The organism is Gracilibacillus sp. HCP3S3_G5_2, assembly GCF_052063305.1.
Taxonomy (GTDB): Bacteria; Bacillota; Bacilli; order Bacillales; family Amphibacillaceae; genus Gracilibacillus.
Map to the genome: position 1 here is coordinate 361648 of NZ_JBQHXU010000004.1, position 14430 is coordinate 376077.

13 protein-coding genes and 1 riboswitch are annotated in these 14430 nt (G+C 36.0%); of the genes, 4 read left to right on the plus strand and 9 right to left on the minus strand.

The features are described from left to right. Positions 1-37: 37 nt before the first annotated feature. The 5 genes from ACTNEP_RS08730 to ACTNEP_RS08750 form a co-directional block, all read right to left on the minus strand. Positions 38-1417, minus strand: coding sequence for a sulfatase family protein (locus ACTNEP_RS08730; protein ID WP_441161477.1), 1380 nt, complete (start codon positions 1415-1417; stop codon positions 38-40). Continuing rightward, positions 1414-2178, minus strand: coding sequence for a PHP domain-containing protein (locus tag ACTNEP_RS08735; RefSeq protein WP_441161478.1), 765 nt, complete (start codon positions 2176-2178; stop codon positions 1414-1416). The genes ACTNEP_RS08730 and ACTNEP_RS08735 overlap by 4 nt, the downstream gene beginning before the upstream one ends. Before the next feature lie 64 nt (positions 2179-2242). After that, the gene (locus ACTNEP_RS08740) at positions 2243-3787 is read right to left on the minus strand and encodes an extracellular solute-binding protein (RefSeq protein ID WP_441161479.1); all 1545 of its coding nucleotides are present in this window, start codon (positions 3785-3787) and stop codon (positions 2243-2245) included. A 21-nt stretch (positions 3788-3808) separates the two neighbouring features. Then, positions 3809-4675 carry a carbohydrate ABC transporter permease gene (locus tag ACTNEP_RS08745; protein WP_441161480.1) on the minus strand — a complete coding sequence of 289 codons (867 nt, stop codon included), beginning with the start codon at positions 4673-4675 and terminating at the stop codon, positions 3809-3811. Then, on the minus strand, positions 4675-5643 hold the full coding sequence (locus ACTNEP_RS08750; RefSeq protein WP_441161481.1) for an ABC transporter permease: 969 nt from the start codon (positions 5641-5643) through the stop codon (positions 4675-4677). Before ACTNEP_RS08750 ends, ACTNEP_RS08745 begins: the two co-directional genes overlap by 1 nt. Before the next feature lie 257 nt (positions 5644-5900). Between ACTNEP_RS08750 and ACTNEP_RS08755 the strand changes: the two genes are divergently transcribed. Further along, complete coding sequence (locus ACTNEP_RS08755) at positions 5901-6620, plus strand: GntR family transcriptional regulator (protein WP_441161482.1); 720 nt, start codon at positions 5901-5903, stop codon at positions 6618-6620. A 152-nt stretch (positions 6621-6772) separates the two neighbouring features. Then, positions 6773-7408, plus strand: coding sequence for a YesL family protein (locus ACTNEP_RS08760; RefSeq protein WP_441161483.1), 636 nt, complete (start codon positions 6773-6775; stop codon positions 7406-7408). Positions 7409-7553: 145 nt separating this feature from the next. Here ACTNEP_RS08760 and ACTNEP_RS08765 read toward each other — a convergent pair whose 3' ends face one another. The 3 genes from ACTNEP_RS08765 to ACTNEP_RS08775 form a co-directional block, all read right to left on the minus strand. After that, positions 7554-8282: an amino acid ABC transporter ATP-binding protein gene (locus tag ACTNEP_RS08765; protein ID WP_441161484.1), complete on the minus strand. Its 729-nt coding sequence runs from the start codon at positions 8280-8282 to the stop codon at positions 7554-7556. Further along, positions 8279-8935, minus strand: coding sequence for an amino acid ABC transporter permease (locus ACTNEP_RS08770; RefSeq protein ID WP_441161485.1), 657 nt, complete (start codon positions 8933-8935; stop codon positions 8279-8281). Before ACTNEP_RS08770 ends, ACTNEP_RS08765 begins: the two co-directional genes overlap by 4 nt. Positions 8936-9059: 124 nt before the next feature. After that, complete coding sequence (locus ACTNEP_RS08775) at positions 9060-9863, minus strand: transporter substrate-binding domain-containing protein (RefSeq protein WP_441161486.1); 804 nt, start codon at positions 9861-9863, stop codon at positions 9060-9062. Positions 9864-10148: 285 nt separating this feature from the next. On the opposite strand from ACTNEP_RS08775, the gene ACTNEP_RS08780 reads away from it, so the two are divergent. Continuing rightward, positions 10149-11951 carry a M3 family oligoendopeptidase gene (locus ACTNEP_RS08780; protein WP_441161488.1) on the plus strand — a complete coding sequence of 601 codons (1803 nt, stop codon included), beginning with the start codon at positions 10149-10151 and terminating at the stop codon, positions 11949-11951. Between the two features lie 264 nt (positions 11952-12215). Here ACTNEP_RS08780 and ACTNEP_RS08785 read toward each other — a convergent pair whose 3' ends face one another. Next, positions 12216-13346, minus strand: a complete 1131-nt coding sequence (locus tag ACTNEP_RS08785) for a 5-methyltetrahydropteroyltriglutamate--homocysteine S-methyltransferase (protein WP_441161490.1) — start codon at positions 13344-13346, stop codon at positions 12216-12218. Positions 13347-13470: 124 nt separating this feature from the next. After that, positions 13471-13572, minus strand: a riboswitch (SAM riboswitch). Positions 13573-14137: 565 nt separating this feature from the next. Here ACTNEP_RS08785 and ACTNEP_RS08790 point away from each other — a divergent pair. Then, entirely contained in the window at positions 14138-14332 is a 195-nt protein-coding gene (locus tag ACTNEP_RS08790; protein ID WP_441161491.1) for a response regulator, read from the plus strand. Positions 14333-14430: the final 98 nt, after the last annotated feature.

A 14430-nucleotide genomic window follows, 5' to 3' on the forward strand; every position in this document is an offset into this window, starting at 1 on the left:
AATATACCATTTCGAAGGTGTTTTTTATGGTCTCATTTTATTGATGTAGTCTATTATTTTCTTTTAGCTTTAGCAGCTTTTTCTTCATTTGTTTCATAACCTGAGGTTCATCGTCTATAATGTTATGGATTTCCTCTGGATCTCTGACCAAATCGTATAATTCATCTTGGTCGTTAAAGTTTCGTATATATTTATATTGTTTCGTTCGTATCATTTCCGTATTTTGCCACACAGACAGTTGTTCTTCCTTATGACTTGCATTTTTATTAGTCAATAATGGTACTAAACTCTTTCCATCGATTGTTTGCGAAATGGTTATATTTGCAAAGGCTAAAATGGTTGGAAATAAGTCAACAAGTTCTGTAAGTTCCTCCACTTTAGCTACTTGGTCATGACGAGGGTCGACAATGACCAATGGTACTCGGACAGACCCCTCATACATCACTTGCTTACGGAATAGTCCATGATCGCCTAGCATTTCGCCATGATCTGAAGTTATGATGATAATCGTATTTTGGTCAAAATGATACTCAACGAGCGTGTCCACAAGTTTTCCTATTAAGTGATCCATATGACTAATCATTCCTGCATAGTGACGTTTTACATGTTCTAAATTCTCCGAAGTTAGTCCCTCACTATAGGTTTCTTGAAGCTTTTGTACCCAAAGTGGTTTCTTTTTCATACTTAATGGAGAGGAAATAGAACACGGAAAAGAATGATCTTTATAAACATTGAACCACTCTTCGGTAGCATCCCAAGGGTCATGTGGACTGACAAAATTCACACCGCAAAACCAAGGTCGATCCTTAGAACGACTTTTTATAAATGCTTCAGCCTTATTAAAAATAAATTGATCTAATGTATTGGCTGGGTCATGCGGAGAACATTTGGTGTACCATACTGGTTTATTATTCCTCTCTTCATATTCCTTTATATGATCAGATAATTTTCCAATGTTATCTAAGTAATACTGATAAGGGCCGATACATCGTAAACCATTTTCTTTTGCAGAGGTCATTTTACCTTCCACTTCAAACGGATGAGTGCATCCTAAGTGATAATTTATAGGTGAATCACCATGTTCTCCATAATCTGCTGCTGGTTTTTGAAATTCTAGTTTGCCAAAACCACCTACATAATAACCATTCTTACGTAGCTCTTGAAAGAATGTTGGCTGAGTCAACGGGTACGTATCTTCATTTGTTAAAACACCTAGACGATGTGGGTATACTCCACTATAAATCGCCGCTCTGCTAGGAACACAGGTAGAGCCATTGCAAACAACTTGCGAAAAATACGTCCCTCTTTTTATCAATGAATCCATTATCGGTGTTTCGACTGGAACTTTATTTATGTGTCCAATCCAATCGAATCGCCATTGATCTAGCGTGATCATTAGTATATTTGGCGTGTTCATGACAATCTACTTTCTGCAAACTGTGATTTTATTACTCTTTTTATTGCTGCTGCTGATTTTACCTTTACCTCTAAGTGAGGAGAAAGGCGAATATCATAGTTATCAAATTGTAAAACCTGTTTAAGGTCCTCAATCGTCTTACACTCTTCAAAAAATCGATTAACAACACTTCCATATTGCAAATAATGATGGGTGTCGCTTCCCGCTAACAAAGGAAGACCTTTTTCATAGGAAAACAACGATAGTTTATCTTTCATTTTGCGTCCCATTTTATAAAGATCTTTCCCATTGAGATCAAGTGCATCTAGTTGCTTAAAAACCTCGTGGTCATGCTGGATCAAGGGATTGGAGGACCGAAAAGGGTGTGCTCCTATCTTGAGAAAAGCATAAGGTTCCGCAAGTTCCAAGATTTCTTTTATAGGTAAAAAATCCCCTTTTGATTGATATGGTTCTAGTTGATACCAAAAGTCACGGATATTTTCTCTACTTCCAATAAAAAGAAAATGACCTCCCTCCCTCGCATCAACCTCGATACCAGGGAAAACACGAACCCCATTTACATCATAAAAATGGTGTTTATACGAAAAGTATGCATCTAAACTTTTGTAAACATCAAGAAAGCCAATCGCGTTAAAATGCTCTGTTAGGGCGACAGCATCTAAGCCAGCTTCTTTTGCTTCCTTCATTGCTTCCATAAAATTATCTATTGAAAAAGGTATTTTCTTACTTAATTTCCCATGCGTATGAAAATCGATGTTCATCTCATTCATCCTCTCCCGTATTTCTTGAGGGACAAGGCCAAGCCTTGTCCCTCTTATTCACATGTTAATTCTGTTGATATTCCTTATATTGTTCATTCATTTCATCAATAATCTGTTGTCCACCGTTTGATAACCAATGATCAACAGCTGTTTTGACATCACTGAGTTCACGCCTTCCAACAACGATTTCTGTTAAGATTTGTTCCAACTCAGCGTCAAGCTGAGTTCCACTTTGTAAGTTTGTTTCCGATACGAGTCCCGGATTGTCACTTTCCCATAAGTATGTTTCATTCATCTCGTAGTAATTTTCTAGATTCGTAGCAAACTCGTCACCTAACCACCAATATGCTCGATGAAGCGGATTCCAAGCTCTAAGGATGTTCGTTCCTATTGAAGCAGGCTCATCTTCATCCCATTTATCTAAAACCTCAATAGTACCATCTTCTGCTTCTTGCCAATGAATATCTTCTAAACCATGGCGTGTGATTTCATATCCTTCTGTTATATTCCATTCGAATAAGGCAAGAATCCGTCGTACTTTTTCTTCACTGATATCTGCATTAATTACTTTTTTAAAATAACTCGGTCTGGTAGGAGTCGTTCTTTCCCCATCTGGACCAGCTGGAGGTGGGAAATACGTTAAGGAGGCCTCTGGATTATGTTCTTTAATATCTGCTGCCTCTTTTCTATCAACACTATTTGGGTTCACATACTCTATTCCAGCTACTCCGTTACTTAATAGCTCGTTTGCGTCCCTCCAATCGGTGTGCAACATAAAATCTTTATCTAACACATCTTCTTCATACGCTTTCCGCATAAATGCTATATACTCTTCCAATTCCTCTGTCTGTGCTTGGTATGGAACCAGCTCGCCATCTACTTCCATCCAGTCTCGAGCTAATCCAAATGCACCACCTCTCCACGCCGTACCACTAACATCATCGAATAATCCAATAGCAGAAAAACCAACCGTATCATCTTGTCCAGTTTGATTTGGATCATCATGGGCAAAAGCGTATGCAACTTCATAAAAATCATCAATGGTGTCAGGCACATCTAATCCTAAATTATCTAACCAGTCTTGGCGTATGGCCAACATATTTCGTGTTTGCAATCTATACTCAGGGACACCGTAATAATGACCACTTGGATTTAACATTTCCCATGCTTCTGTAGGAATATCAGATTTTAACGCAGGATAATCATCCAATAGTGGTTTTACATCATACAAAACTCCACGCTCTGCCCAATCATGATATTCATTAGGCTCGTTGTACCCAAACCTCCAAACATCAGGGACATTACCACTTGCTACTAATGTATTAAAGTATTCTCCGAAATTATCACGATCATAGTACTCCCATTCCATCGTAATATTAAATTTTTCCTCAATGTAGTCAAATATGGCATTATCTTCGTCTTGAATAGGAGATCCAGTAGTTAAAAACGAGATTGTTAAGTGTTCACTAAAATCATAAGGATCGACATCACTGTTATTACTATTACTATTGCTCTGATCCTCCGCTAACGCGTCTTCGTTTTGAGAACACCCTACAACAAGGAAAAGAACAAAAGCACAAACCGTCATCATCACTAGTTTACATTTCATTTTATCTACCTCCTGCAATTTTTAGTCCTTTACTGAGCCTAATAAAAAGCCTTTATTAAAATACTTTTGAAAAAAAGGAAAAATAATGATTAAAGGTGTAATGGTAATCACAATTGCAGCCATACCTACAGCTGGACTGAATAATATATCATTGATTTCTCCTGCTAACACATCCTCATCTAGAATTAATAGTCTCCGCAAAAAAACTTGGAGAGGCATTTTGCTCTGATCTTGTATATATAAGATTGCATCAAAGTAAGAATTCCAATGTGCGACTAAATAAAAAATGGTAAAGGTAGCCATAGCGGGTTTCACGAGTGGTAATGCGATTTTAAAGAAAATTTTCCACTCACCGCAGCCATCTATTTTCGCTGCCTCCTCTAATTCAGAAGGTATGTTTGAAAAAAGACTTCTCATTACAATAAGATAAAATGGTGAGATAGCTGATGTTAACCATAACGCTCCATAACTATCCATTAACCCAAGTTGTCCAACAATAAGAAAAAGAGGAATCATACCTCCACTAAAAAGCATCGTAAACATAACTAAGAAGTTAATTTGAGACCTACCCGGCAGCCATTTTTTTGAAAGGGGGTATGCCATTAATGTAGTAAAAAGCATATTAATGAACGTTCCTACTATTGTAATAATCAGAGAGTTACTAAAAGCGTTGATAAACTCCTTGCTGCTTAATAAATACTTATAGGCATCTAAGGTAAATTCCTTCGGGAAGAGAAAAAAACTTCTTGTAATAAACTCACTTCTAGGTGCAAATGAACTCATATATACATAAATAAGTGGCAGTAAAACAGTTAAGGTAATCACACTGATGATGGTGTAAACGGCTATATCAAATAGTTTGTCTTCTGAAAGCTTCAAAGATTTCATTAATACACACCTTCTTTGCCCATTTTCTTAGCTAGTGTATTGGCGACAATGACAAGGACAAGACCTACAACAGATTTAAATAATCCTACTGCTGTTGTATAACTATATTGCCCACCTAGTACTCCTGCACGGTATACATATGTATCAAAAATGTCTGAGACCCCTAAGTTTAAAGGGTTTTGTAGTAAATACACGTGTGTAAAGCTTAGATCTAAAAAACCTCCAAGCCGCAAAATAAACATCACAATGATAAGATATGAGATAGAAGGGATTGTAATATGCCTCATCAATTGTAAACGGGTAGCACCATCCATTCTCGCTGCCTCATAAAGTTGTGGGTTTATCGATCCCATCGCAGCTAAGTAAACAATTGCATCCCATCCCATTCCATTCCAGATGTTATGAATTACCCAAAGTGGTCTAAAAAAAACAGGATCCGTCATCAGCTCGATACGCGAAAAGCCGTAAGTATGCAATAAATTATTAATCACTCCAGATTGTGTAGAAAATAAGATTGCTGTAATACCTACGATAACAACCCATGAAATAAAATGAGGCGTATATAAAATCGTTTGAATCGACGTTCGAAACCACCTGACTCGTATTTCATTTAGTAACAGCGCTAAAATAATTGGTGCCGGAAAATAAAAGAGCAAGTCATAAATACTTAGTACAAACGTATTCCATAACAAATCCATAAATATTCTTTCTTGGAACAGTCTCTCAAAATGGGCAAACCATACCCATTCACTTCCCGTGAATCCTGCAAAAGGGTCATAGTCCATAAATGCTACAAATAAACCAAACATTGGCGCATACTTAAAAAGAAGGAAGAACAGTATGCCAGGTAACATCATGAGATATAGCGGGATTCCCTGCTTTAACCTTTTCTTTAGTTTTGCGGTTTTTGACATAGTTTTTATTTTGTTTACATAGCTTTGTTGTTTTAACCGTGATATCCTCTGCAAAAATACACCTCCATTTCTATTCGATGTCTAGACATATTTCACCTCCGATATTACCAAACAATTGTTAATATAGTATTAATTCCTTGTAAATATAATTAATCGAAAATTTAACACTCCTTTTATAAACCCCTACAAACATTGTTATAAAAGGGTTTTAATAGATGAAGCATAATAAGTATTCTATATGACTATCACTTAATACGAAATATTATGATAAAATGAAAAAAACTAACTTGTCTAGAGGTGTTCAAACGATCATGGAAAGAAAGCCTAGTTATTTGCATATTAAAGAACATATAGAAACGCAAATAAAACAAGGGGATTTAAAAATAGGAGAAAAACTGCCATCAGAAGTTATAATGGCCAAAAAATATGGAGTCAGCAGAGAGACGTTTCGGTCTGCGATGAAGTTGTTAGAAGAAGAAGGAAAAGTAACGATTAAACGAGGGGTAGGTACATATATAGCTACTCCCCTTCCAAAGATTCCTAGTAGTTTAGAGAAATTAACAAGCATTACAGATATTATTAGGGCTGCTTCCTTAAAAGAGGGAGAAAAACGCGAAAAAATTAAGACAGTAGCCTGTACAAAAAAGTGGGGAGAGCTTTTAGGAATAGAAGAAGGTAGCCCTGTCATCTTGCATCAACGTGTCAGAACTGCAGATAGAGAAGATGTTGTGTTTTCACTGAATGTAATGCCAAAAAAGATAGTAGGAAACTTGTTTGAAGAAAAGCACTTTTCAGGTTCATTATTACATTTTATTGAAAGGGAATGTAAATTAAACATAGTGAGCTCCGATGCCGAAATTAGTGTACCATTACATACAGATCGAAATTGTCAGAGGCTGCTTATTCATCCAGATACAACAGTGTTATTGATGAAACAAGTCCATTATGATGAATTTAATAGACCTGTATTTTACTCTGAAGATTATTTAAGAAATGATATATTTAAATTTCAATTTAGAAGAAAAAGGTAAAAGTATCTATCGCCAAAAAACTCTGATATAAGCTTTATTAAGGAATATCAGAAATTTAAAAAAGAAACATATTCATCTATTTGGCTTGTGACAGGTATTCTAACTATCATTAGCTAATGACTAGATGAATCCACTAGAAAAGAGGTATGAATATGAATAGCTCTCCAATCGTCTATTCAAGATTTTTAAATGGTTGTCATTTCATTATGAAACTTGCTTACTTAAACTTACTTTGGATGAGTTTTACAATAATAGGATTAGGCTTATTCGGAATATTTCCTGCTACAATAGCTGTTTTATGTACGGTAAGAAAATGGAATATTGGGAAAGAGAATTCTATCTGGACTGACTTTATTTGCTCCTTTAAACGTGAGTTCTTAAAGTCAAATCTTTATGGCTGGTGTGGGTTATTCATCACAGCATTTATAGTTATTGGATTACATCACTTGATTGTTTCTTTCCAGCACTATGTTTATTATTTGATCATTGCATGTGTATTTATCTTACTCATTATTTCTATCTATTTACCGTTTTTATATATTCATTATCAATTATCATTTATTTCTTATATGAAAACTGGCTTTGTTTTAACATTCTCCTATCCTCATTTCACGATTTTAATAGTTTGTAGTCTCTTATTTTGCTACATGCTATTCATGGCAGTACCTGGGCTTATCCCTTTCTTTTTCATTTCATTACCGGCATGGATGACTGTTTCTGTTTCACATTTTCTTTTTAATAAATTAGAGACAGCAAAGATGAACGAACAGTCCCGCATTTCTCAATAAATAATGTAAATATTTCAGTCGTTAAGAAATCGTGAGAAAAACCAACATACTATTCACACAAGAACAAGAAAACGAAGAAATGACATGTGGGAGAAGCTATCAACAGCTGCCCCCTTTTATTCTCTCTTTTCCTAGATAAAACACACTATAATACTTTCGATAAAAATGCTTGGGTTCTTTCATTTTGCGGATTGTTAAATATTTGTTCTGGTGTCCCTTGTTCCACGATAAACCCACCATCCATAAAGATGACACGATCAGCAACTTCCTTAGCAAAGCCCATTTCATGTGTTACGATAATCATCGTCATTCCTTCTTCCGCTAATTCTTTCATCACTTGGAGTACATCGCCAACCATTTCTGGATCTAGTGCTGAGGTAGGTTCATCAAACAACATAATGGTTGGCTCCATAGCTAAAGCACGAGCGATGGCTGCTCTTTGTTTTTGTCCACCAGATAAATTGTCCGGATAAACAGCAGCCTTGTCTATCAGACCTACCTTATTAAGTAACTGGGTACCTAATTGTTCTGCTTCTGTTGATGACTTTCCTTTTAATCGTTTAGGTCCAAGCGTAACATTTTCCATTACCGTCATGTGGGGGAAAAGATTAAATTGTTGGAATACCATTCCCATTCGCTGGCGTAACACATTAATATTAGTATTGGGCCCAGTGAGATTATCACCCTCGATAACGATGTTACCATCAGTCGGTTCTTCTAATAGGTTTATACAGCGTAAGAATGTACTTTTCCCTGAACCAGAAGGGCCAATTACACAAACTACTTCTTGTGGATCAACGTCTATCGTAATATCTTTAAGAACTTCTAATTTCCCAAATGTTTTTTTCAAATTATGTACTTCTATTTTTTTCATGCTACATCTAATCTCCTTTCAAGCCATCGCGAGAATATACTTAATGAATAAATAATGACAAAATAGAGTACTCCAACAACAAATAGTATCTCGAAAGCGCGGAAATTAACTGCATAAATAGATTGGCCAGATAAGGTGAGCTCTGCTAAGCCTATTACAGAAAGGAGTGACGTATCTTTAATACTGACAATAAATTGGTTGACAAATGCAGGAATCATTCGCCGTATAGCTTGAGGTAAAATAATTAATCTCATGGTTTGGCTATAGGAAAAACCTATCGTTCTTCCAGCTTCCATTTGTCCTTTATCAATCGAATTAATTCCAGCACGGAATATTTCTACTAAATAAGCGGAAGCATTAACAGTTATCGCAATCACACCAGCAGCAAATGCTGTTAAGCTAATATCGATTACACTCGGCAATCCAAAGTAAATAAATAAAATTTGAACGAGTAATGGTGTTCCTCGAATAATATCGACAAAAGCTGTGGAAATCGTCCGCAAAATTCTGCTCTTTGTGATACTAAATACACCAAGCACCAGTCCAATAAAAAGTGCAAGAATTAATGATATAACAGTTATTTCTAACGTTACTCCCATCCCTCTTAATAAAGTAGGTAAGCTTTCCAAAATAATATTGATCGTTTCCTTCATGCCCAGTATCCCTCTTTCTTTTTCAAAAGGTATGTCAACTAGACCATACCTTTTCTTTGATCAACAATTGGATCTTTATCAAACGCTAACTACCAGTAAGTATCTGAAACCCTGACTGATTGAATTATTCTTCTGAAAAATATTTGCTATAAATTTCATCATATTCGCCACTTTCCTTTAGCTCTTGAAGTCCAGTATTAATTTTTTCTACCAGACCTTCACTTCCTCTAGAAATCGCAATTCCATAATCTTCGCTCGGATACTTATCGCCAACAATTCTAAGCTGAGAATCTTCGCCATCTTGATTAATTTTGTAAGCCACACTAGGATAATCGTTAATTACTATATCCGCATTACCATTCTCCAATTCGATATACATCGTTGCATCATCTTGAAGTCTAGTAACTTCCCCATTATATTGTTCTGCTAATTCATTGGCTAATTGCAAACTGGATGTTCCTTGTTTAGCAACAATGGTTTTCCCTTCCAAGTCTTCTTCACTTTCGATCGCACTATCTTGTAAAGTAATTAAGGATAAACCCGATTCAAAATAGGGATCAGAGAAATCCACCACTTCTAAACGGTCTTCTCTTATTCCGATAGCCGATACAGCTGCATCCACTTGATTTGCTTGAAGAGCTGGAATGATACCATCAAATTTCATGATTTCCCAGTTAACTGCTAAATCCACTTTTTCTGCAATCGCTTCCACTAGTTCAACATCAAAACCTGTCAATTCTTCCTCTACTTTATATTCGAAAGGTGGGTAATCTTGTACCACTGCAACAGAAATTTCCTCTTTTGATTCGCTAGAAGCTTCCGTGTCTTCTGAACCTGCTCCACAGCCTACTAATGCAACAGCTATAAGACTAATCAAAACAAGCGTTATCGCTTTCTTTCCCATTATGTACTTCCTTTGTGTATTCATTAAGAATAAGCCTCCTCGAAAAGTAATTTGTTTTTAAATGACTTTTCCATTGTATCGATAAATCAAATCTTATCCAAATGAGATTAAAATTGGTTTATCAGGATATATTTATATTTTTCTAGTTGTCTTTATTTATTTGATAGATATTGTAGAAATCCTTATGTAGGGTTACATATGCTGTCATATCCTCTAATATTGGTCAACCGGAAACCTACTAAACAAGACATAACAGTTTTCAATTAGATATGCTAGGTTTACAATAGTAGAAAAGGAGAGTGCTGATAAATGAAATATGTAGATACTTGGGACCTTGAATCTATTTTTCCTGGTGGTACCAAATCCAAGGAATTGCAAGCTAAATTAACAGATATAACAAAGCAAATGAACGAATACCAATCTCTCTTAAAGGATTGGAATCAGACACTACCAGTTGAAGCTTTCAAAACACTTTTACAAAAACGCGAGACTATCGAAAAAGGATTAGGTCAAGCTTCCACCTTCGTGCAAATGTGGCATGATGCATATATGAATGATGAGCATGCAAATGTTGTCAAAGGGCAAATTATAGAGCTCTATAGTGACATGCAAAAGTATGCTAATACCTTTACGAAAAAAATAGTAGACATGGCAAATGATGATTGGCATAAGCTACTAGAGGATAAGGATTTACATGAGGTTGCTTTCGTTTTAAATGAAATTCGTGATGAAGGGAAAAGACTGCTATCCAAAGAGGAAGAAGAGCTAATCGCCGAATTAAATAAAGATGGACTTACTGCATGGAGCGATTTATATGATACCGTTGTTTCGGTGATGACGATTCCATTTACGGATCAAGAAGGCAAAACGACCGAGCTATCTGTAGGTCAAGCAATGAACAGAATGTATACAGATCCAGATCCTGAAGTGCGGAAACAACTATTCGAAAACTGGGAAGCTGCGTGGGCTAAAAATGGTCCTATCTTTGCCGATATTTTAAATCATTTAGATGGCTATCGAATTACCTTACAAAAGAAACATCAATATCAACACCACTTAGAAGAGCCTTTAGAATATAACCGGATGACCGAGGATTCGCTAAATGCGATGTGGTCTGCTGTTGCGAATAATAAAGAGCCATTCCTTGCTTTTCTTAAGCAAAAGGCTAACCTATTAGGGATGGAGAAGCTCGGCTGGCAAGATGTGGACGCACCCATAGCATTAGGTGATGTAGAACCAACACGTTTTACATATGATGAAGCATGTGATTTTGTGATAGAAAACTTTGCTTCATTTGGTGAAAAGCTTGCAGACTTCGCCAAACATGCTTTGGAAAATCGTTGGGTCGAAGCAGAAGATCGTCCAAACAAACGACCTGGCGGATATTGCACGAGCCTGCCAGAGCTTAAAGAGTCACGTATTTTTATGACGTTTACTGGTTCAGCATCTGACACAAGTACATTAACACATGAATTAGGTCATGCATTCCATAGCCATGTGATGAGAGATTTACCAACTCTAAATCAGGACTATGCCATGAATGTCGCTGAAACAGCTAGTACGTTTGCTGAAACGATTATTAACAATGCCACAGTAGCAAATGCAACATCTGAGGAAGAAAAAATTGCATTATTAAACACGAAATTAGAAAATGCTACAGCAATGTTCATGAACATTCATGCTCGCTTCCTTTTTGAAAATGCCTTTTATGAAGAACGTGCGAAGGGGATTGTATCAGAGAAACGATTAAATGAGTTAATGGTTGAGGCACAGAAAGAAGCATATGGTGACAGCTTAGCAAGCTACCATCCACACTTCTGGAGTAGCAAACTACACTTCTTTATTGATAGTGTGCCATTCTATAACTTCCCATACACCTTTGGCTTCCTCTTCAGCTTAGGTATCTATGCGAATTATTTAGACAATCCTGAAGGTTTTGAAGAGAAATATATAGCATTATTGCGGGATACAGGCTCCATGAAGGTAGAGGAGCTTGCTGAGAAACACCTAGGTGTGGATATTACAAAAGAAGCTTTCTGGGCAGCTGGAATTCAATTGATGGCGCAGGATGCAGAGGAATTTATTCAGTTGACAGGAAAGATTACGAAATAATTGTAAAGAACAGATCAAAACCCGCTTGAAATCTACTACTGATTACATGCGGGTTTCTTACAGGCTTTTAAATTCTTCTCAAACGTTTTATCCTGCTCTTTATTTGTACTTTGTGCTGTTGGTCGTATCTTAATGTATTTGGATATATGTTATACTTCTACTTTCACAAACAAAACCGTTCCATCTGGTAATCCATCTAAATGATGCAAGCTCCTCTTCTCTCTCCTGGATAAGCCTTTGATGCATTTCTTTCTATAATGAATGTTATGAAATATCCCCCCATACACTTTCTGCGATTTTAATTAAATGACGTATTTTATTCCATTGCTCTTCTTCTGTTAACTTGTTTCCTTCTTCCGTACTTGCAAAGCCACATTGAGGACTCAATGCTAAGTTTTCCAGTGGAATATACTGGCTTGCTTCTTTGATTCGGGCTTCTATTTTATCTGAATCCTCGAGCTCTGGGAATTTAGAGGTAAGCAGTCCTAATACAACGATTTGATCATCACGTGTGAAGCTTTTTAACGGTTCGAAATCACCTGAACGATCATCATCATATTCTAAAAATAATCCATCTACCTTTAATTTAGCAAATATTGCGTCTGAAATATGATTGTATCCTCCACTTGTAATATAAGTAGATCGGAAGTTACCTCGGCAAATGTGCATTGTTATCAACATATCGCTTGGCTTCTTAGAAATAGCATCATTCAAGCATTGCACTCGCTTCTCGATAATGTCATCCACACTCATATTATTCTTCTCTATAACCGCTTCGATTCGCTCGTCAGAAACGAAGTCAATCCATGATGTATCATCCAATTGCAAATAACGACAGCCTGCATCATAAAATGCTTGAATCGCCTTTTGATAAGCTATTACAGTATCCTGAAAGAACTGCTCATTGTTACCGTTGTAATATTCGTCTCCCTGGATTCTAGTAAATAGCATATTGGGACTAGGAATGGAGAATTTAGCAATTTGACTGCCATCACCATATTTTTCAACCGTTTCTTGTAAAAACGTAAAGTGTTCAATCATCTCATGTCCGCGAAAATCAATCTTGCCAACAATCTTAATAGCTTTATTCTTCGTTTTCGCCCCTTTAAAATTGCTTATGTATTCCGTCTCGAATTGCTCTACGCCATCCAATCCAGATAGAAAATCTAAATGCCACCATGAACGTCTGAATTCACCGTCTGTTATCGATTTAAGCCCGACCTTAATCTGATTTTGAACCAATTTCTCAATTTCCGTATCCTCTGTTGCTTTAAGAGCAGCTTTATCAATTTGCCCCTCTTCATACGCTTTTCTTGCTTCTTTAATCGGTTCTGTTCTTAAAAAACTACCAACATGATCTGCTTTGTATAATTTCTTTGCTACTGCTTTCTCCATCAATATCCCCTCTTTTCTATAAAGTTAGCCTTCCCTCAGTAAGGGTTTAACGGACAATTAGCACCATTATAAAAAAATCCTCTTCTTTAATAAGAAGAGGATTTGGCATCCGTAACGCTCTCTCTTCTTATCTTTAAGCAAATTGCTACTGGAATTGGCACAGTACTATAAAAAGTCCGCTGCCGAGGATTCACAGGGCCAGTCCCTCCACCTCTCTAGATAAGAATATTCAGTTATTAAATTAGGATACAACTGTTTGTGAATACTGTCAACTTAACTAAAAATAGCTAATTTTTTTCACGAGCAGTTGCCATCTCTTACTTCTGGTGAAAAAACGAGGTGAATCTTCTTCATTAAGGAGTATTATTACAGTCTCTACCTTTACAATGATTTAACAAAACTTTTCAAGTAAATAGTTGACAGGAAGTACATGGTAAATATAAATTTGATTTATCATAATTATTTTATATTTTACGGTCAATTAGTAACAATCCTACATAACTTTCATCTCATGATTTCACCAAGAGAAAATGAGTTTGACTGGACTAACGATATTAGAAACTACAATTTTACAGAGCATCAAATGATTTGTTTTTACAGAATAATTCAGGAATTGCTCTTCAATGCTGTTAAACATTCTAGAGCTTCTAGTGTCTCTTTATCCTTCATACTAACCATACCCACATTGAAGTTAATACATGTACATTATAATTATTTTTCTTTGTATCTTATTTGTTTAAAAACTGTTGGCTTTATTAGTTATAAGTAAAGTAATACGGAGGTTTTTTGGTGTGATAAACATACTTTATATAGAGGATGATCCAGAAATAGAAGAAATTGTACACAATGCTCTAAATAAAAAGGGGTATAACTTGATATGTTTAAGTTCAGGGAACAACTATCAACAACACCTACATAATGTTCATTTAGTTATTTTAGATGTAATGCTACCTGGTTTGGATGGCTTTACAATTGGTGTAAATTAGCACATTATCCCAGACATCTAATTTCACTTTAATCCAGTTAGAAATCTGAAATAATGTGCCGACTTTTTCACTTTAATTCAGTTTTGAAAATTAATATG